The following is a 21,104-nucleotide window of genomic DNA, read 5'->3' on the forward strand; positions in this document are numbered from 1 at the left end:
GGAAGGGGGTGGCTCCTTCCGTTTCGCATTGTAATTTAGGAGTTTTAAGGGAGACGTTATATGAGAGAATCTTTACCATTTGAGTTACAAAAGGACAAATCTTTCTTTGATTCATTAGGAGATTGGTTAGGGGATGTCCTATATGATGAGCTACCAGAAAAGGGCTTTGAATGCCGTGATGAACAAATTTTTATGGCGTATCAAATTGAACAGGCATTAAAGGAAAAGAATGTTTTATTTGCTGAGGCAGGGGTAGGCACAGGAAAAACAATTGCTTATTTATTGCCAGCGGTATCGTATGCTCGTTATACAGGACGTCCGGCGTTAATTGCTTGTGCCGATGAAACATTAATTGACCAGCTTGTAAAAGAAGGTGGCGATATTCATAAGCTTAAACACGTGCTAGGCTTAAACATCGATGTCCGTCTAGCAAAATCGCGGGATCAATACTTATGTTTAAAGCGTTTTGAAGAAGCGGAAAAAGTGGAGACGGATGAATGGATTGATGATATCGCCTTTACAATCCCAGAAGAAGTATATGCTTCCGGTCCCTTGACAAAAGCTGTGCCGTACGGTGATCGCTCGGATTTCCCAACGGTTGGGGATGAAGATTGGCAAAAGGTAAATTACAATGCTGTCATGCAATGTGCTGTTTGTGATATGCGAAATCGTTGCGGTCAAACATTGCATCGGATGCATTATCGCCAATCAACGGATTTAATTATTTGTTCGCAAGATTTCTTGATGGAGCACTTAGCAACAAAAGAATCGCGTGAGCGTGAAGGACAGTTACCATTACTTCCGGAAGTCTCGATGATGGTATTAGACGAGGGACATTTACTGGAGTATGCCGCACAAAAGGCGATGACAGTAAAAGTGCAAGCATCAACCATTGTCGGTATGCTAGAGCGTTTAATGGTCGATGGTGTGCGTGAACGTACACTTTATGCAATGGAGCGATTACAAGATAACCATGAGCTATTTTTTGATGAATTACGCGATTGCCTAGTGGAATCAATGGAAGACCGCAAACGTATTAATAAATCAGAACGTCTGCTGTCTTTGGGGAAACAAGTAATTGATGCTGTAGAACAACTGCTTGAAGAATTTGTATTCGAATCAGAGCTTTATATGATTCCAGAATACGAGCTAAATATGGCAGAGGAATTTTTAGAACAATATGTCGCAGCGATTCGTATTTTTGTAGCACAGGGAGATGCGGTTGATTGGTTAGAAGAAACAGATGGTGAAGAAACACTTGTTATTATGCCGCGCTTAATTACAGAGGTACTACAAGAAAAACTATTCTCAAAAAAATTGCCGATTATTTTCTCCTCTGCAACACTATCGGTCAATAAAGATTTCTCTTATATTTCCTATAGCTTAGGAATTAAGAAATACCAATCATTTAGCGTACCATCACCATTCGACTATAGGGATGTAATGAAAATTTATGTGCAGGAGCTACCACAAGAAGAAAAGGTGCGTAAAGTGCAATCACTTCTTCGAGATGGCGAGAAAACGCTCGTGTTATTTAAGTCAAAACAAGCTATGATGGCGTTTAAATCAAGCTTATCCATTATGGACCGCATGTCAGTTGCATTTGAAGGAGATCGGGAATTATCAGCTATCGTGCGTGATTTCCAAGAAGGCACCGTGAAAACGTTATGCTCGTACCACTTATGGGAAGGGTTAGACTTACCAGAGGAAGCATTAACACGTGTCATTATTTTTGATTTACCATTCCCACCGTACGATCCACTATTTGATGCAAAGCGCTCCTTTGCAGAAAATCCATTTGAAGAAGTGGAACTGCCATTTATGCAACTACGCTTGCAACAAGGAATAGGGCGTTTAATTCGCACATCCAATGATTATGGGGATATTCATATTTTATTAAATGAACAAGAGGCAACAGTAAAAGCTGAATTTGAAAGCATTTTACCGGTGGAGCCTTGTTAAAATAAAGAGTGCAGGATAAGTGTGAATACTTATTCTGCACTTTTTATATGTTTCATAACGCAATTAATAATTCATATACTTAAGAGAAAAGGTTTTTTCCTATATTCTGATATATAAGGTAGGGTTATGTTTTACATAATGTGGTAAAATATATTTGCGCTTTTAACGCCGTATGAGTGTGGAGAAAGAGATCCAACAAGAACAGCAAGGAACGAGCTGCTAGCGCAAATCAACGTATTCCAATGTACTCGTCAATAATAAAGGATTAATCAACGCGCTTGATAGTATATACATTACCAAATAGATAATTATGGGGGGAGAGAAGTTGGATATTTTATATTCGAAAATAGTGGCGCCCAATCCGGCTGCACACTATATGCGAAAATCATCGATTATGAAAAAGTTAAAGAAAAGTAAAATTTCTACACTGACGTTGTTACATAGTGGTCCGGGATATGGGAAAAGCTCTTCGTTAGCCCAATATTTTGCAGATGAGAACATATTATTTAGTTGGTATCAAGTAACTGAAAATGATGATAGTATTTTGCCATTTTTAAAATATTTACATGAAAGTATTAAAACCGTTTATGCGGACTTTGAACTGCTTGACCCTACTTGGGATCAAGTGACAACTTTTTTAAAAGTAGAACATTTAAATAAGTTATTCACATTATTTTGCAATGCATTCGCTCAAATGAAACAAGAAATTTTTATTGTAATCGACGATTTTCATATTGTACAGCATGTGTTTCAAATCAATTATGTACTGGACCAGATGATGAAATTTGCACCACCAAACGTGCACTTTGTGATAGCGACCCGCACATATCCTACATGGGATTGTCTACATTATTTAAAAAATAAGCGTTTATTGACGATTATTTCGGAAGAAGATTTTGTATTTAATACAGATGAGATTAGCGTTTTATTTGACGATTATTATGAAACGATCTTAACGGAGAATGAAGTAAACAGAATTTATGAAATAACGGAAGGTTGGGTAATGGCTGTAATCCTTCTTGCTATGCAAGTTGAAAGTGAGCGATATCCGTTTGATTTTTCAAAAATTACAGTGCAAGACTTTGATGAGTACTTATCATATGAGTTATTTCAGTATTTAGATTGGGATTATCAACAGTCCTTATTTAAATTTAGTTTATTTGATACATTTTCGGCTGACATTATTCAAGATATTTTTGGGGAAGAGGAAGTAGAGCGACTCGATTATATTTTAAATCATTATGCATTTATACAAAAATTGTCTAACGATAAAGAATATCGGTTTCACAGCTTAATCAAACAGTTTTTAGTGCAACAATACGAAAAATTAAATCAACAAGATGTCGCAAATATGCATAAAAAAATAGCCATTTATTTTATTGACAGTAACAATATTGTACAAGCTTTTTATCATATTACCCAAACAAATGATGAGCCGTTTATTTGTGAGATGTTAATTCATTATGCGGATTATTTTATGCAAGTCGGACATTATAAATGGTTGTTAGAACAAATTAAAAAATGTTCATTTGAAATGCGAGAACAGTTTTATCCGCTTTACTATATAGAGGGAGAATGTTTACGAATCGGTGCTTTTTATAAAAAAGCGAGTATGGCGTTTGACAAATGTATCGAAAAGGCAACACATCATCGGGACTTACTTTCAGTTGTTCGCTCTAAGGTGGGGCTTGCTAAAATATATGTAGATACGTTGCAACCTTCTATTGCAAAGGGTTATTTACATGAGGCATTAGCGTTATCAGCGAAATGTCAAATGCCGAAGCAAGAATATATTCAGTTAAATCTTCAGTACGTAGAAAATTTAGTGAATATTGGGCAAGCTTATAAAGGCATTCACTATTGGCAGCAATTAAATTTAGATAATGATTTATTGCATTTAGGCAATATAGATATTCGTATGTATTTAAGACAAGGGGCCTTACATGAGGCAAAGCTACTTGCAGAGTCAAGGCTATTTGAACAACAAGGTGGGACGGTTGCTCATCGCGAAACGGATGCATTATTGTCATTGATTTATGCCATGATGGGAAATAGAGCGCGTGCTAAGGAAAGTGCTTATAGAGGCTTGCAAAACAGTACAGCGACGCATGAAGCGTTTAACATAGCTGTTGCTCATATACGTAATGGACATGCAGAGCTATTATTAAATCCATATGACCCGTCGGAAGCGATTATGCATTATGAAACAGCAGTACAGCAAATGGAACAAATACGAATTAAACGTATTAAAGCGGAATGTTATGTAGGATTAGCGATAGCCTATGGCCGTACTGGCAATGTAATTGAAGCAAAGCGTTATGCATTTTTAGGTTTAACAGTGACGGAAAAGGTGGAAGATCGGTGGGTAACAGGGTTATTGAAACTAGCTCTTCTCATTTTGTATGTAGAAAATGACTTGATAGATGAAGCGAGACAAATGGCGAAGGAAACGCGGATTGCTTTTGAAGAAGTAAAAGATTCTTACTGTCTAATGGTTACGTATTTCTGGTCTATGTATGTAGCAATGAAAACAAATGATTTACATGAATATAATGAATGTAAGAGAATGTTTGAATCATTAATCAATCAGCATGCCTATCATTTCTTTTTATCCAAAGTTACGTTATTTGGTGCAAGAGATTTGGTGGAAACGCAAAGAGTACTTCATTTTAATACAGGAGATCATAAGCCTGCCATCTATATAAAGCTTTTTGGACCAACATTATTTGTGAGGAACTGGCAAGCTGAGCATAAAGTATGGCATCGAGAAAAAGCGAAGGAATTATTTATCTATCTTTACCTGAATCGAAATCGATATTGCTCGAAAGAAGAAGTGACAGCTAAGCTATTTCCAAATAGTATAGAAGAAGTAGCTGTAAGGGATTTTAAAGTGGCCTATAATGCGCTATTAAAAGTGTTAGAGCCTAACAGAAGTGCACGGGAAGAACCTTTTTATATTGAGCGCAAGCAGTCCATGTATCGTATTTGCCAGAGGCCTTATATTATGAGCGATATTGAATATTTCGAACAGCTCATTTCTCTAGCCGACAGGCAAGATGATCAGTCGCTTCAAAAACAATGGCTACTAAAAGCATTACAGCAATACACAGGCGATTTATACGAAGATAGTACACATGTTGAATGGATTCAACAAGAGAGAGAACAGTACAAAACACTCTATGTAAAAACATTACAGCAATTGGCGCATATTTATTTTGAAGAGCAACAGTTTGAAAAATGTTTGCAGGAATGTGAAAAAATCATAGTAAAAGATCCCACTTGGGAAGAAGCGTATCGACTTATGATGTGGTGTCATTTCTATCTTGAAAATAAAGTGCAAGTTCAAAAAACATATGAACGATGCGAGAGGGTGCTATTAGAAGAGTATGAGATGGAACCGATGTCATCCACAACGGAAATTTTTGAAAAACTTATCAAAATATAAAAGCACTTGGGTTGTCCCAAAAGTTACGATGCAATGACTTTTGAGGACGCCTTTTTTATTTTAGAACTCGTAATGAGCAAAAATGCATCATAAAAATACCTGCTAAATAGTAAAAGATATTAAAAGAAGTATAATCTTAGCCTCCGCACTTTGCCACAGCCTACACAGGAGCTAAAACAGGCGTGGCCTGTTTGGATCTCCTGTTACGGCTCCTGTGGCTATGGCGTGCTACGGCGAAAAAAGTTACTACTTCTTAATGTTTTGAAAATGGATTTTACTTATCTTAAACATACTAACATTAGTAGTACAAACCACGGCCATGGTTTGTGCTACTATTTTTTTATAGTAGAAGTGAAGGAAAGCCGAACAGCCCCTGGGATCATTTAAGAATCCGTATTAAAAACCGGCTCACTTCACACCCTTATTTGAATCAGTTTAGTATGTTGGGTCCAAGAGATCGTGTATAAGAAAATGGAATCGATAAGGCACTGTGAAGACTTCTAAGATTGGCTGAAAAGGAGAAAAATGATGAAACATGTGATTGCATTAGATGTCAGTAAAGGAAAAAGTACAGTAGCGATTTACGATCAATACCGTCAATGTCAATTTGAAGGTGAGTTGTCTCATACACGTGTAGATTTTGAACAACTGCATAAACGAATCGAAGAAATTAAGCGGATAGATGGACAAGCACCTGAAATTGTCTTTGAAGCAACAGGTGTCTATTCAAAGCCTGTGGAAGCGTTCTTAAGGGCGTACGGTCATACATATTGTCGAATGAACCCACTTGAGGCAAACCTTCAAATGGCTAAGATGCGCCGAAATAAAACCGATATCAGCGACGCACATGAATTAGCCAAAACCCATTTCAAAATGGAACGCGAACCAACCTATGTACAGGATGATTATTACGAACAAATGCGCGCACTTACACGATATTATGATGAAATTGATGAGGAAATCACGTTGTTAAAAAATCGTATGCATGCGCTTTTGCATAGTAGTTTTCCAGAACTTGAAACCCTGATTACACCACGTTCGGCACTCTTTTTAAATATTGTCCAACTGTATCCACATCCGGGTATTTTATTAGCCCATTCGAAAACTATGATTAAGAATCGGTTGAAAGCCAATACACGAAAAAACCTTTCGTTAGCACGTGCAGAAGAAAAAGCACAATTATTATTAGAAGCTGCTCAAAATAGTTATCCAGCGATCAAAGCGAGCGATATTCGGTGTGATCAAATTCGAGACTATGCGACCCGTATTATGGATTTAGTGGAAAAGAAAGAAACGCTTGTGAAGCAAATGGTAGAAATGTCACAAGAACGAAAAGAATATCATGTGTTTCGTTCTATTCCCGGTGTTGGAGATACAACAGCCTGTCGATTGATTGGTGAATTAGGCGATATTCGACGCTTTCAAAATGCGAAACAATTAAATGCCTACGTAGGAATTGATATTATGCGTTATCGATCTGGCAACACACAGTACCGTGATCGGATCAATAAAAGAGGTAATAAGGAACTGCGGAAAATCTTATATTTCATGATTTGTACGATGATTACATTGCGGAGTAAGACAAATAATCATCTTGTGGATTATTACGATAAATTAAAAACGCAACCTCAGAGAAAGCCTCATAAGGTCGCGATTGTGGCATGTATCAATAAGTTTCTGAAAATGGCGTTTCAGTTAATGACACATGGCACTCTGTACGATTATGAGTCCGCACTACCAGCTCAGAAATCGTAATCAAAGTAATTTAACTATAGCACATTGACCTTTCGAAAAAAATAAAAATCGTGAGGTCTATTTGGCGTGCGTAATTTTTTTTGGAGGGTGGGGGTACCCCCACCCTCCAAAAAAAAATCTTTTCAACACATAATTATTTTCTTAAAAGCTATTGACTGAAGGTAAGAAGGGGCTTTTCAATAAAATATGTAATTAATTGCACATATCTTTACGGATGGACGCTTTCCATGGGCTTGGCTTCAGCTCAGGGTAACATGATGTTGCTCACAAAGGCGTCGGACTCGTGAAGTAGCGGCCTTATCTTTTGTTCTTATATCCCGTAGGAAGCTATATGCTCTGCGGCGAAAAGTAGATGTTATTACTTACACTTGCCCCCCTTCACTCCATGCCCTTTAGAGTTCTGTCTTTTAATCAACAACATATTTTGGTATTGCACCTCTTAAAGAAATCATTTTCTTTCAATTTGTGTATATCATCACCCGGTCTCTACCGTAATTAATGAGAATCTTTCATTATTTTTGAGCAACCGCTTATTGTATTGAACAATAGTTGCTTGTAGCGGAGGCACGAGACTCCTACGGGAAAAGCGAGACAATCAAGACCCCGCAGGAGCGAAGGATGAGCGACGAGGAGGCTTGATCTCGCCCGTGGAAAGCGAGTGCCGGAGCGGAAAGCAACGGTTATTCGAATGGTAATATATATTTTAGGATTTGCTCATTACGAGTTAGAAACTTATCGGATATGTGAAGAACATTTTGTAACTCGTTTGTAACTACTAATAAGTAAGATGGTATCAAAGCATTATGTAAGCGCTTTATTTCATGTGAAGGGGGAATGAAGATGAAGAAAATGTGGTCGCTTTTATTTTTATGTTTGTTCATGTTAGTGTTAGTCGCTTGTTCGGGGGATGAGGGTACAACAAACTCTGATTCTACTTCAAGCGACAGTGATGTAGCTTCAGAGGAAGGCCAAAATGCAGCAGAAGGTGGCACGGTTAAAATTGGGGTGCTTGCTTCTTTAACTGGTGCATTAGAATCCTATGGCAAGCAAACACAGCGTGGTTTTGAGCTTGGTTTAGATTATGCTACAAACGGTACGCTAGAAGTTGAAGGCAAAAAAATCGAAGTAGTTTGGGAAGACACAGAAACGAAACCAGAAGTAGCTGTACAGAAAGCAACAAAATTATTAGAAGATGATGGCGTAGATTTTTTAGTAGGATCGTCTAGTTCTGGCGATACACTTGCTGTGTTACCACTTGCGGAAGAATACGAAAAAATTATGGTTGTAGAGCCTGCAGTAGCAGATAGTATTACAGGTTCAGAGTTTAATCCATATATTTTCCGTACGGGACGTAATTCTTCACAAGATGCGTACGCTGCTGCGGCTGCGATTGCAGGTGACGGCGTGAAAATCGCTACATTTGCCCCAGACTATTCATTTGGATGGGATGGTGTGACAGCATTTAAAACAGCTGCTGAAAATCTTGGAGCTGAAGTTGTATTAGAAGAATATGCAGATCCAGCAGCGACGGACTTCACATCCAATATTCAAAAAATTATTGATGCCAAACCGGATTACCTATTCGTTGTGTGGGCTGGTGCAAACTCCCCATGGCAACAAATTTCAGATATGAAGGTACAAGATAAGGGGATTAAAATATCGACAGGTGCGCCAGATATTATTGCCTTACAGTTAATGGGACCATTAGTTGGTATGGAAGGCTTTAGTGTGTACTATCATACGCTTCCTAATAATGAAGTGAATACGTGGTTAGTAGAAGAACATAAAAAACGCTATAACGACGAAGTACCTGATTTATTTACACCAGGAGGGTTTTCAGCGGCTGTAGCCATTGTAGAGGCTTTAAAACAATCTGGTGGAGATGCAGATGGCAATACGTTAATTCCGTTAATGGAAGGCATGTCATTTGAAACACCAAAGGGTACGATGACTTTCCGTGAAGAAGACCATCAAGCATTGCAAACGATGTATTCGATCCGTTTAGAGACGGTGGAAGGTGTTGACTATCCAGTACCTGTTCTCATTCGTGAACTTTCACCTGAAGAAACAGAGCCTCCAGTTATGAATGAATAAAGTGAAACTTCAATCAGTGGGGGTTTTCCTCATCCCCCACTGATTGTTAGTTGAACCAATCGGGCTTTTACGGGCAGTTGATCTCCCACCTACGCTTCTCGATTTTCCTTAAGCCTTGAGGTGGGAGTCTTAATGCCCGTTAATGCGGGATAAATGCTACACACAGACCGCAAAAAAAGCGGTCTGACTCTCTTAGTCTTTCTGTATGACTCATAATGAGCAAATTTACAAACGATTATTTCCATCTGGTAAAGGAGTAGTTGCTTTCTGCTTCAGGTGGACGCTTTCCGCGGGCGAGGTCGAGCCTCCTCGTTCGCTACGCTCTCTGTGGGGTCTCGACTTTCTCGCTTTTCCCGCAGGAGTCGCCACCTTCCGCTCCAAGCAACTGCTACCTTAAGGAAAAGGATATGCTACTGTAAATGATAACTTTAAGCTTATTTGTTAATTAGTGATCAGAGGTTCAATATTAAAATCTGTTTTTGGTTAAAAAGAGAGCTAGAGGTAAAAGCACATAGAACGGAGTGTAGTTGACGAGTTGAGGAGGCTCATCCGGAATGTATAGCTAGCGCAACTAGCTTTTGTGAAGATTTAATTCAATATATAGCAGGTGTGTTGATTATCAAAATATTACCTGTTTAGAAGCGTGTTTTTAGAAAAATGTGATTAAAAATGATTTTCCAGTTAATTAAAGCGGAATGGAGAGGAAATCAACGTTTCACACGATTTAATTGGCAATAAAAGGTAAAATAACATACTTAAATATATAGATAAGAGATACTTTTTTAGAACATGAAGAAGTATTATTCACTTTTACCGTAGCGCGCCATAGCCACAGGAGCCAAGATTCTCTTTGCGACGAAAGTGCAACGTCAGGAGCAGGAACAGGAGATCCAAACAGGCCACGCCTGTTTTAGCTCCTGTGTAGGCTGTGGCAAAGCGCGAAGGCTTAGCAATCTCTGTTTTTTAAAAATTGATTTTAGTACTTTTGCTTATATCGGGTAAATGAAAAGAAACATTAAGAGAGTCAGATCGAGGGAGGGGAAGAAATGGAGCCAATTTTAAAAACTACTCATTTAGGAATACAGTTTGGTGGACATAAGGCTGTGGAGGATGTGACGATTGAAATTTCTGAAAAACATTTTAAATCGATCATTGGACCAAATGGTGCGGGTAAAACAACATTCTTTAATTTGATTAGCGGTGAGCTAAGAGCAACTACCGGTGAAGTATTTTATAAAAACCAAAATATTTCTAAGCTTTCTCCAGTAGAAAGGACACGGTTAGGGCTCGGGCGTTCTTTTCAAATTACAAATGTATTTCCAAATTTAACTGTATTGGAAAACGTGAGGTTAGCAGTGCAGTCAAAAGAAAAGGTACGATTTCACGTATTTAAACATTTTACTTCCTATAAAAAAATGCTAGAGGATGCGATGAATATGCTGGGGCAAGTGATGCTTGCAAACAAAGCCTATGTACTAGCAAGCCAATTATCGCATGGTGAAAAGAGAAAGTTAGAAATTGCAATGCTATTAGCTTTAGATACGGAAGTGCTGTTATTAGATGAGCCAACTGCAGGGATGTCATTAGAGGAAGTGCCAGCGATATTAGATGTGATCCGTACAATTAAGCAAAGTGGTGAAAAAACGATTCTATTAATTGAACATAAGATGGATATGATTTTAGACTTATCGGATTCCATCATGGTGCTATTTAATGGACGCTTATTAGCAGATGGTACACCACAGGAAATTATGAATAATGAAACAGTCCAAAATGCGTATTTAGGAGGGCTCTACGATGAACAGCTTACTTCGACTTGAAGATGTACACACACATATTGGGCAATATCATATTTTGCAAGGAATCAATATTCAAATTGTAGCAAATGAAGTAAATGTGCTATTAGGGCGAAATGGTGCGGGCAAAACCACGACATTAAAAACCATTATGGGCTTAACACCAGCCTCCAAAGGGTCTATTCATTTTCATGAAACGAATATTACGAAAAAAATGACGTATGAAATTGCCAATATGGGCATTGGCTATGTTCCTGAAGATCAAGGGATTTTTAGTGACTTAACAGTAGAGGAAAATTTGCGTGTTGCAATGCGAAAGGAAGACGATAACACACTGCAAAAAAGAGACTATGTACTCGAACTTTTCCCAGACTTAAAAACATTTTGGAAAAAAGCTGGGGGTAAACTTTCTGGCGGGCAAAAGCAAATGCTAGCGATGGCACGTGCTTTTGTCAATGATAGTGAGATGCTATTAATTGATGAGCCTTCAAAAGGTTTAGCACCGATTGTTATAGAGAAAGTAATGGAAGCGATTAATGAGATGAAAAAAGCAACAACGATTGTACTCGTCGAACAGAATTTCTTAATGGCGAGTGGGGTTGGCAATTATTATACGATTATTGATGATGGAGAGACAGTGCAATCAGGAGTGATGAAGGAATTAATTGAGAATGAGCAATTAAAGCGAAAATACTTAGGAATCGGATAGGGGGGATGGGAATGGAGCTAATCATTAGTTTAATCATTAATGGCTTGGCCACAGGGATGTTAATCTTCTTATTAGCAGCAGGGGTTACATTAATTTTTGGCTTAATGGACGTACTTAACTTTGCGCACGGTGGTTTGTTTGTTTGGGGCGCTTATACCGGTATATTTGCTTATGCAGCTACGGATAGCTTTATCATCGGGATATTGATAGCCCTCGTAACGGGTGCGATACTTGGACTGATTACGGAAAAATTGATTATTACACCTGTGTATGGAAACCACATTCAACAAATTTTAATTACGTTAGGATTAATGATTGTTTTATCCGAATGTATAAAAGTCGTATTTGGCCCTAATGGCATTCCTGTTAGTGTACCGCCATTGCTTGCAGGTAGCTGGGAAGTAGGCAATATTATCATTATTAAATATCGTATTTTCATCATCGTCATTGGCTTTATTATTTACGGTATATTCCATTATATTTTGACAAAAACGAAGATTGGTTTAATTGTCCGTGCGGGCGTTATGAATAAGGAAATGGTGCAAGCATTAGGGATCAATATTAAACGCGTGTTTTTATATGTTTTTATGGTCGGTGCAGCACTTGCGGCACTTGGCGGGGTGTTAATGGCGCCATATTCCGGTGTGATTTATGCAGAAATGGGCATGGAGTATGCGATTTTAGGCTTTATCGTTGTTGTCATCGGTGGTATGGGCAGTTATTCGGGTACATTGTTAGCGGCGATTTTAGTCGGATTAGCAGGTAGCTTTATGGCCTATTATGTACCGTATTTATCACTTGCAGTCAATATGATTATTATGGTCATTGTCCTTGTTTTCCGTCCACAAGGCTTATTTACGGTAGCGAAAGGGTGAGATGATGAAAAAACAATCAGTGTTTACAACCTCTAATATTGTCCTTTGTTTAATAGCTATTGCACTCATTATTTTACCGTTCATATCAGATTCAAGAACAATGCTTATTTTACTGACACAAATTTTTATTTTTGGTATTTTAGCAATGAGCTATGATTTGTTGCTAGGGTTTACAGGCATCGTGTCATTTGGGCACGCCATGTTTTTTGGACTAGGTGCTTATAGTTCAGCGATACTGCTCAATATGTATGAAAATACAATGCTTGTTTTTATGATATCGATGGTCATTGGTATGATGCTATCCGCTATTTTAAGCTTTTTTGTAGGGTTATTGACATTGCGCCTAAAAAGTCATTATTATGCGATGTTAACACTGGCCATTTCAGGACTTTTATTAGTAGTAGCGGAAAAATGGCGTACGATGACAAAAGGGAATGACGGCTTCACATTTCGGGCACCAGAGATTTTTCGAGATCGCATGATGTTTTACTTATTTGTATTAGCTTGTTTAATACTCCTCTTTATTGTTTGTAAACGCTTTGTTAGCTCCCCTCTTGGCAGGGTTTTAATAGCAGTCAGGGAAAATGAGCAACGTACGGCCTCATTAGGATATAAAACGTTACATTATAAAGTCATTGCTTCTATGATAGCAGGGATAATTGCAAGCGTTGCTGGTTCATTGTACGCAGTGTCTTTACGTTTTGTGAATACGAGTGTGATGTCAATGGATATTACGTTAGATGCTCTTCTGATGACGATTATTGGTGGGGTCGGTACATTAGTCGGTCCTTTAATTGGGGCAGCCGTTATTGAATTTGCACAACACTATTTATCAGGCTTAGCAAGAGACTATCCAATCTTTGAACGGTGGATTATTATCTTTGGGATTATTTACATTTTAGCCGTCATCTTTTTCCCAAAAGGAATTGCCGGCACTTTTGCACAAAAGTATGGAGAATGGAAAATGAAGAGAACAGTGAATCAGCATCCCCCTCCAAGTAAGGTGCAGTCTATACCTGTGGATGAAAGAGGTGAGGTGAAATGAACATCGGTATTTTATCAACAGGTGTTTATTTACCTGAATTGAGGATGACAGCTGAAGAAATTAGTGCACAGTCCAATATCCCTGTTAATATTATAAAAAAGAAAATGGGATTACTTGAAAAAACAATTCCTGCTAAGTATGATCACACAGTTCAAATGGGCATTTGGGCGGCCCAAAAAGCAATTACGAAAGCGAAAATCGACCCGAAGCAGATTGATGTCATTATTTATATTGGGGAAGAACATAAAGAATATCCCCTTTGGACAGCAGCCATTAAAATGCAAGAAGAGCTCGGGGCTAGTAATGCTTGGGCATTTGACGTTCAATTACGCTGCGGAACTACAATTATGGCGATGAAGGTAGCGAAAAGCTTAATGCTTGCAGATGAGTCCATTCATACCGTTCTTCTAGCAGGAGGATATCGCAATAGTGATTTGATTGACTATCACAATGAACGAACGCGTTTTATGTTTAATTTAGCTGCAGGAGGGGGTGCGATGATTCTTCAAAAAAATCTCAATGAAAATACGGTATTAGAAGCTGAAATTATGACGGATGGTTCTTTTTCAGAAGATGTGGTCGTGCCTGTAGGTGGAACAAAGCAGCCACTCACAGCTGAATTACTTGCACAAGGGGCATATCGTTTAGATGTATTAGATCCGGAAGGCATGAAGATGCGTCTGGAGGAAAAATCACTGAATAATTTTATTAAAGTTATTCGTTCATCGTTAGCCAAAAGTGGATATAGTGAGCAAGATTTAAAATATATTGCGATGTTGCATATGAAAAAATCGGCTCATGATTACGTATTAACTACACTAGGATTGTCTGCGGCGCAATCTATTTATTTAGAGCGATACGGTCATATAGGTCAACTCGATCAAATTTTATCGCTGGAATTAGCACTGCATGAAAATAAAATTCAACAAGGGGATATTGTCACATTAGTAAGTGCTGGGATCGGCTATGCTTGGGGAGCGATTACAATTAAATGGGGAAAGGAGCATGTATATGAATAGTATTGATTGTTTAAAAGAAGTGCAATTATCTAATGGTGAAACGCTTGCCTATCGGGAACGACCGGGTGGAGAACAAGTAGTTCTTCTTGTACATGGAAACATGACTTCCTCGAAACATTGGGATTTATTAATGGAAAATTTACATGAGGAATTCCATATCATTGCGCCAGATTTAAGAGGCTTTGGGGGTTCTAGTTACAATAAACGGATTACACATATAAGTGATTTTGCTGAAGATTTAAAACGATTTGTAGATGCATTGTCATTAAAAGATTTTCACTTAGTCGGTTGGTCAACAGGGGGGATGGTATGTATGCAATATTGTGTCCTTTATCCAGAGGACTGTCATAAACTTATACTGATGGCATCAGGGTCTACACGTGGTTATCCGTTTTATGGCATGACACCTGATGGGCAAATCGACATGGCTAATCGGTTTACAACATTACAAGAAATTGAACAGGACCCTTATAAAACTAAGGCAGTACAGTATTTATATGATACAAAAAATAAGGACGGTCTCCGGGCAATTTGGAATGCCGCTATTTACACACATCGCCAACCACAGCCAGAACGGTATGAGGCGTATTTAGAGGATATGTTAACACAGCGAAATTTAGCGGATGTTTATTCTAGCTTAAATACGTTTAATATTAGTACTATAGATCACGAAGCGGGAAAAGGGACAGGTGAAGTAAATCATATTATACAACCTGTACTCGTGATGTATGGTGACCGAGACTTTGTTGTAGTAGAGCAAATGACAAACGAAATAATTGAAGATTTTGGCGGTAAAGCAAAAGTAGTCAAAATGGAAAACTGTGGTCACTCCCCGTTAATAGACAACTTGGAACAATTGACAAGCGAAATTGAAAAATTTTTATTGGAGGGGTAATGTAATATGCGATTACAAAACAGAGTAGCCATTATTACGGGCGGTGCAAGTGGAATCGGATTAGTGGCGGTCAAAAAATTTATAGATGAAGGAGCTGCAGTCGTTGTAGCTGATTTTAACGAAGAATCTGGAAAAGAACTGGTGGCGTCTTATGAGCAACATGAAAAGCCAATTTTATTTGTTCAAACGGATACATCTAATCGTCAAAGTGTCGAGTCGCTCGTTCAGAAGACAGTGGATACGTATGGCAAAATTGATATTTTAGTGAATAATGCTGGGATCACAAAGGATGCTATGTTACACAAAATGACGGAACAGCAATTTGATGATGTGCTGAATGTTAATTTAAAAGGGGTATTTAACTGTACGCAATCTGTAATTCCCCATATGATAGCACAGGGCTATGGGAAAATTATTAACACGTCATCTGTCAGTGGTGTTTATGGGAATGTAGGGCAAACGAATTATGCTGCAACGAAAGCCGCTTTAATTGGCATGACAAAGACGTGGGCAAAGGAGTTAGGACGAAAGGGGATTAATGTTAATGCTGTAGCGCCAGGCTTTACATTAACAGCAATGGTTCAAAAAATGCCCGAGGAAATATTAACGAGAATGGAATCTATTACATCTCTTCAGCGGTTAGGGAAACCTGAGGATATTGCCAATGCGTATTTATTTTTAGCTTCCAATGAATCAGACTATATTACAGGTCATGTTCTTCATGTTGATGGGGGTATTATGATGTAAGGGGGGAGTTTGATGTATGATGGGCAACAATGGATTTTAAAGCGTGCACAACTAACCCCTGATAAAAAGGCTCTGATTGAAATCGAAACAAAGCGGTACTGGACATATCGTCAGCTAACAAAGGAAATTGAGAAGTGGCAACGTATTTTATGTGCACATAACATTCAAATCGGTGATCGCGTATGTATGATGAGTGAAAATAATATAGATACATTTGCGGTGTTATTTGCATGTGGGCTACAAGGGGCTATTTTTGTACCGATTAATTGGCGCTTAAGTGAGCAGGAAATAGTATATGTTGTGACGGATTGTAAACCACAGCTTTGTATATATGAGGATACATTTGCGTCTGTTGTAGAAAATCTTCCAGTAGAGCATAAATGGTTGCTTTCCGAGCAATTAGGGGATAGAACAATACAGATATATAGCTTTTCATCATGGCAGCCAACAACACCGTGGCTTATTATTTATACAGGTGGAACGACAGGGCATCCGAAAGGAGCCGTGCTGTCAATTGAGTCAGTCAATTGGAATGCGATCAATACGATTATTAGCTGGAATTTAACTAACGAAGATTGCACGATTAATTATATGCCTCTTTTCCATACGGGTGGTATTAATGCGTTGGCGGTGCCGTTATTAATGGCAGGAGGAACGGTCGTTGTTGGCAAAAAATTTAATGCAGAAATTGCCGCACGAGCGTTAAATGAATATCATTCCACGATATCATTATTTGTACCAACGATGTATCAGGAAATCGTGCAAACTGAGTATTTTCAACAGGCGCATTTCCCAACTGTCAAAGTATTTTTATCTGGAGGAGCACCGTGTCCACAAACAATTTACGAAACTTTTCATCAAAAAGGGCTGTTGTTTAAGGAAGGCTATGGTTTAACAGAAGCCGGGCCGAATAATTTTTATATCGATCCGATACAAGCCATGAAAAAGCGCGGGGCTGTCGGAAAAAGTATGCAATTTAATCAAATCCGTATCGTAAAAGCAGATGGCTCGTTATGCGCTATTGGTGAGGTTGGTGAATTGCAACTAAGAGGAAAGCATTTATTCAAGGAATATTGGGAAAATGAGCAGGCAACGAAAGCGGCATTTAGTGATGGTTGGTTTAAAACAGGGGATTTAGCAAGAATGGATGAACAACAAGACGTCTATATCGTGGGTAGAAAAAAAGAAATGATTATTTCAGGTGGAGAAAATATTTATCCACAAGAAGTGGAACAATGCATTATTCAACATCCAAATGTGAAAGAAGTAGCGGTTATTGGCATACCAGATGAATACTGGGGTGAAATTGTCACTGCTTGTATTGTTTGCAAACAGGAAGTAAGCGATTTCGAAGAGGAAATTCGTATAAGCTGCACGGAACAGCTCGGGAAATATAAAATACCGAAGAAAATCTTTCTACTGAATGAACTGCCAAGAACAACAGTTGGAAAGATTGATAAAATGAAACTAAAGCAATTATGTATTGAGAGGGATCGAATACAAATATAGAAAAATGGTTCAACGCTAACATCTGTCCGCGTTTTAAGTTTTACTACTATCTCTCCATCAGTAGCCGATTATTTTTTGGCGTTCGTGCCTAGCATGAAGCGTGAGAAAGCGGTGCCGTGCTTTGCGCTGCGCACGAATGCATGAAAGAATATAGTTGAAGTACATACTTTGGGAATGAAGCTTTATAGTAAAAGTTTGATTTTTATAGAAAAAGAGAAGAATCGGAGAAAACACATATTACATACTATCCATAAAAGTACAGATACTAATGAAAAAGGAGCGATATGTATGGCAATGTGCCCTTTATGTAATGCTTTGAAAACAGTAGAAATGACTTGTTCAACATGTAATACGACATTAGAGGATTCAGGAAAGGTGTCTGATTTTTTAGATCCTTATGGTCATTATAACGATGAAGAGACTGTAAAAATGGGGGATGGATATGCTAATACGGCGAAAGATCAAATTTGTCCGCATTTAATGGTTTGTCAAAATTGTGGGCATGATGAGGTCAAATTTATACAAGAGACATAGGCGTTTCACATTTTGTGACGAGGATTGTATACAAAATGGCATACCTCCATAGGTTGAAGGTATACCATAACAATTTAAATAGTTCTTTAGGATATTAGCTCATTGTAAATTTCGCGTGCTGGCATCGGTTTATAGTATAAATAACCTTGGGCAACAGGGCAATTTAATTGATTTAAAATAGTTGCTTGCTCAGTTGTCTCAACACCTTCAGCTACAACATCAAGCCCTAAGCTCTGTGCCATTGTAATAATGGATTTGACGATTGCGTAATCATTTTCTTCTGTAATATCTTGCACAAATGCGCGGTCAATTTTCAGTTGTTGAATGGGTAAGCGTTTTAAATAATTTAGTGAAGAATACCCCATACCGAAATCATCAATCGAAATATAAATAGCGTGATGCTGCAAAGCTTGTAGCTTTTTAATTACTTCTTCAGGATTGTTCATCGCGATACTCTCCGTAATTTCAAGCTCTAAATAACGACCTTGTAAGCCGGTTTCCTCTAAGATGGACAACACTTTGTCAATAAAATCAGGCTGCTGAAATTGTTTTAGTGAAATATTAACAGCTATTCGAATATTGTCAATGCCTTCATCTAACCATTGTTTTCTCGTTGTGCAAGCATGTCGTAAAATCCATTCGCCTAGTTTAATAATTAGCCCGGATTCTTCAGCTATCGGAATAAACTTAGCCGGTGAGATAAACCCTTTTGTCGGATGTATCCAACGAACAAGTGCTTCAACTCCAATAATTTTCCCTGATGTGATACATACTTGAGGTTGATAATGTAGCTCAAATTGATTATCGCTAATCGCCTCATTTAATAGATTGGAGATTTCAAATGTCTCAGCTACTTCATCTCTCATGGAATCATTATAAATCGTATATTGATTTTTACCATTTTCCTTTGATTTGTACATAGCCATATCAGCGTTTTTAATTAATATATCAAGTGTTGATCCGTGGGCAGGATACAGGCTAATACCGATGCTTAATGTTGTAAAGAATGACATATCATTTACGACAATAGGGTTGTTTACAGTATGTAAAATACGGTGTGTTCGTGAAATAACTTCCTCTACATTTTTAAAATTTTGCATGACAACAATGAATTCATCTCCACCAAATCGGTATATGGCATCGCCTTTTTCTAAGCAGTGAGCAATTTTTTGTGATAAAACGACTAATAATTCATCCCCAATACGATGTCCGAGTGTATCATTAATCGATTTAAAATGATCTAAATCTATAAAAAGTATAGCTAAGTCATCGGAGAATTGAAGTAAACGATTTATTTCTTGCGTTAAAGATGTACGATTAGGTAATTTAGTGAGTGCATCAAAATAAGCTAATTGATTTATATGTTGTTCATGTTGCATTTGAAGCGAGATATCGCGTGTAACGCCTCGATAACCAATTAATTGGTCGTTCGTATCAAATATAGGTAACGTATTCGTACTTAAATAGACGATTTCACCTGATTTTTTCTTCTTTTTATATACGATATTTCGGAAAGTAGTTAGGTTTTTGGGCTGCTTAGTATATACCTCTTCTCCTGTGTAGACTGGCATCGCATTACTTTCAAACTGTTTGATAAATGTTTCTCTTACATAATTTTTGTCATTATTCGTCATGTAGTCGAATTTTAATGTTCCAAGCAACTCATCAGGAGAGTAACCTAAAATAGAACTCGCCCGTTCTGAGACATATGTATAACGTCCGTCTAAATCTGTTTCCCAAACATATTCGTCAAAGGCGGTTACGACATCGCGAAAGCGTTTTTCACTCTCAATGAGTGCCATCCGACTATTTGACACTGCTTCGTACACTTCAATTAATTCTGGTGAGAAGGCTGAAAGGTCAATATTTCCTTGCTCACTTATAATTTGGTCCTTAAATAATTTTAAATTGTTAAAGTATTGATTCGTAATGATGCGAGAGCCGACTAATCCAATAGCAATCATAATAAACAATAGTAATAACATTTTAATAAAAGCATCTTTGAACAACGTAAATAAATCCTCTATTAATACATTGCTCCATATATGACCAATAATTTCACCATCACGAATAATGGGGTGAATATTAGCAACTACATAGCTCTTGCGCGTTTGCGAATAGTTATAAAGCTTTAGCGGTAGACCTGTTGTATACACTTCTCTAGCATCAGATGTTTTGCTCATATCCGTTAAACTAGCTTCATCAAAATTCGGTCCAAATGCAACAATGGAGTTTAACTCTTTCACATAATAACCTGCGCCGAAATTTGCGTAGGAATCAGTGATATTATCGATATAGGGCTGAAGTTTTTCGTTTAAACTAGCGATTTTTTCTGTATCTGTCATGTTAGGGTGTTCAAGTAAATCATTATAAGTACCTTTTAGACTATTATCTAATAATGTACTAATCGAAGTCACTTCGTTGTATTTGTCATCTAATAATCTATTCCAATTTAAGTAAAGATCGATACTAAATGTAGCAATAATAGTAAACATGACAAGAGCAGTCGTTAGTATAGAAATTCTTCGCTTAATAGACATTGTTTTATTCACTTCTCTCAAAATAGGATAAACAGACTACTTTCTAATATATGTATATGTTAGTATAATGTCCCTACAATAAAATACATAAAAAAACATAAATAGTACAAAGAAATAGTTAAATGAATGAGATATTGTAATAAATTAAGTGGAATTATGAATATTTATTAGAGGAATTT

The 21,104-nt window shown here is 37.7% G+C and carries 14 protein-coding genes; 13 read left to right on the top strand and 1 reads right to left on the bottom strand.

Going from position 1 to position 21,104, the window contains the following annotated elements; all coding sequences use genetic code 11:
• The first annotated feature begins 60 nt into the window (after positions 1-60).
• The 13 genes from ACQQ2I_RS07495 (at position 61) to ACQQ2I_RS07555 (ending at position 18,385) form a co-directional block, all read left to right on the top strand.
• The gene (locus ACQQ2I_RS07495) at positions 61-1,962 is read left to right on the top strand and encodes an ATP-dependent DNA helicase (RefSeq protein WP_431029924.1); all 1,902 of its coding nucleotides are present in this window, start codon (positions 61-63) and stop codon (positions 1,960-1,962) included.
• A 325-nt stretch (positions 1,963-2,287) separates the two neighbouring features.
• Complete coding sequence (locus ACQQ2I_RS07500) at positions 2,288-5,407, top strand: BTAD domain-containing putative transcriptional regulator (RefSeq protein ID WP_431029925.1); 3,120 nt, start codon at positions 2,288-2,290, stop codon at positions 5,405-5,407.
• 528 nt (positions 5,408-5,935) lie between these two features.
• A complete protein-coding gene (locus ACQQ2I_RS07505) occupies positions 5,936-7,162 on the top strand; it encodes an IS110 family transposase (RefSeq protein WP_431030471.1) in 1,227 nt (408 codons plus the stop codon).
• An 840-nt stretch (positions 7,163-8,002) separates the two neighbouring features.
• Entirely contained in the window at positions 8,003-9,256 is a 1,254-nt protein-coding gene (locus ACQQ2I_RS07510) for a substrate-binding domain-containing protein (RefSeq protein WP_431029926.1), read from the top strand.
• 1,046 nt (positions 9,257-10,302) lie between these two features.
• Complete coding sequence (locus tag ACQQ2I_RS07515; RefSeq protein WP_431029927.1) at positions 10,303-11,076, top strand: ABC transporter ATP-binding protein; 774 nt, start codon at positions 10,303-10,305, stop codon at positions 11,074-11,076.
• Positions 11,054-11,761: an ABC transporter ATP-binding protein gene (locus ACQQ2I_RS07520; protein WP_431029928.1), complete on the top strand. Its 708-nt coding sequence runs from the start codon at positions 11,054-11,056 to the stop codon at positions 11,759-11,761. Before ACQQ2I_RS07515 ends, ACQQ2I_RS07520 begins: the two co-directional genes overlap by 23 nt.
• A gap of 11 nt (positions 11,762-11,772) precedes the next feature.
• Complete coding sequence (locus ACQQ2I_RS07525; RefSeq protein WP_431029929.1) at positions 11,773-12,636, top strand: branched-chain amino acid ABC transporter permease; 864 nt, start codon at positions 11,773-11,775, stop codon at positions 12,634-12,636.
• Positions 12,637-12,640: 4 nt separating this feature from the next.
• A complete protein-coding gene (locus tag ACQQ2I_RS07530) occupies positions 12,641-13,681 on the top strand; it encodes a branched-chain amino acid ABC transporter permease (protein ID WP_431030472.1) in 1,041 nt (346 codons plus the stop codon).
• Entirely contained in the window at positions 13,678-14,700 is a 1,023-nt protein-coding gene (locus ACQQ2I_RS07535) for a 3-oxoacyl-ACP synthase (protein ID WP_431029930.1), read from the top strand. Before ACQQ2I_RS07530 ends, ACQQ2I_RS07535 begins: the two co-directional genes overlap by 4 nt.
• Positions 14,693-15,595, top strand: a complete 903-nt coding sequence (phaZ, locus tag ACQQ2I_RS07540) for an intracellular short-chain-length polyhydroxyalkanoate depolymerase (protein ID WP_431029931.1) — start codon at positions 14,693-14,695, stop codon at positions 15,593-15,595. The genes ACQQ2I_RS07535 and phaZ overlap by 8 nt, the downstream gene beginning before the upstream one ends.
• A gap of 6 nt (positions 15,596-15,601) precedes the next feature.
• Positions 15,602-16,342, top strand: coding sequence for a 3-oxoacyl-ACP reductase FabG (gene fabG / locus ACQQ2I_RS07545; protein ID WP_431029932.1), 741 nt, complete (start codon positions 15,602-15,604; stop codon positions 16,340-16,342).
• A gap of 12 nt (positions 16,343-16,354) precedes the next feature.
• A complete protein-coding gene (locus ACQQ2I_RS07550) occupies positions 16,355-17,851 on the top strand; it encodes an AMP-binding protein (protein ID WP_431029933.1) in 1,497 nt (498 codons plus the stop codon).
• 288 nt (positions 17,852-18,139) lie between these two features.
• Positions 18,140-18,385, top strand: a complete 246-nt coding sequence (locus tag ACQQ2I_RS07555) for a hypothetical protein (RefSeq protein ID WP_431029934.1) — start codon at positions 18,140-18,142, stop codon at positions 18,383-18,385.
• A gap of 86 nt (positions 18,386-18,471) precedes the next feature.
• Here ACQQ2I_RS07555 and ACQQ2I_RS07560 read toward each other — a convergent pair whose 3' ends face one another.
• Complete coding sequence (locus tag ACQQ2I_RS07560) at positions 18,472-20,925, bottom strand: EAL domain-containing protein (RefSeq protein WP_431029935.1); 2,454 nt, start codon at positions 20,923-20,925, stop codon at positions 18,472-18,474.
• Between the last annotated feature and the right edge of the window lie 179 nt (positions 20,926-21,104).

It is taken from the genome of Lysinibacillus sp. LZ02 (assembly GCF_050613145.1).
Taxonomy (GTDB): Bacteria; Bacillota; Bacilli; order Bacillales_A; family Planococcaceae; genus Lysinibacillus_B.

Excerpts from the sequence above, each read along its gene's own strand:
- ACQQ2I_RS07515 (WP_431029927.1), top strand. The coding sequence starts at position 10,303 with ATGGAGCCAATTTTAAAAACTACTCATTTAGGAATACAGTTTGGTGGA.
- ACQQ2I_RS07550 (WP_431029933.1), top strand. The coding sequence starts at position 16,355 with ATGTATGATGGGCAACAATGGATTTTAAAGCGTGCACAACTAACCCCT.
- phaZ (WP_431029931.1), top strand. The coding sequence starts at position 14,693 with ATGAATAGTATTGATTGTTTAAAAGAAGTGCAATTATCTAATGGTGAA.
- ACQQ2I_RS07495 (WP_431029924.1), top strand. The coding sequence starts at position 61 with ATGAGAGAATCTTTACCATTTGAGTTACAAAAGGACAAATCTTTCTTT.
- ACQQ2I_RS07560 (WP_431029935.1), bottom strand. The coding sequence starts at position 20,925 with ATGTCTATTAAGCGAAGAATTTCTATACTAACGACTGCTCTTGTCATG.
- ACQQ2I_RS07535 (WP_431029930.1), top strand. The coding sequence starts at position 13,678 with ATGAACATCGGTATTTTATCAACAGGTGTTTATTTACCTGAATTGAGG.
- ACQQ2I_RS07510 (WP_431029926.1), top strand. The coding sequence starts at position 8,003 with ATGAAGAAAATGTGGTCGCTTTTATTTTTATGTTTGTTCATGTTAGTG.
- ACQQ2I_RS07520 (WP_431029928.1), top strand. The coding sequence starts at position 11,054 with ATGAACAGCTTACTTCGACTTGAAGATGTACACACACATATTGGGCAA.
- ACQQ2I_RS07530 (WP_431030472.1), top strand. The coding sequence starts at position 12,641 with ATGAAAAAACAATCAGTGTTTACAACCTCTAATATTGTCCTTTGTTTA.
- ACQQ2I_RS07555 (WP_431029934.1), top strand. The coding sequence starts at position 18,140 with ATGGCAATGTGCCCTTTATGTAATGCTTTGAAAACAGTAGAAATGACT.
- fabG (WP_431029932.1), top strand. The coding sequence starts at position 15,602 with ATGCGATTACAAAACAGAGTAGCCATTATTACGGGCGGTGCAAGTGGA.
- ACQQ2I_RS07525 (WP_431029929.1), top strand. The coding sequence starts at position 11,773 with ATGGAGCTAATCATTAGTTTAATCATTAATGGCTTGGCCACAGGGATG.
- ACQQ2I_RS07505 (WP_431030471.1), top strand. The coding sequence starts at position 5,936 with ATGAAACATGTGATTGCATTAGATGTCAGTAAAGGAAAAAGTACAGTA.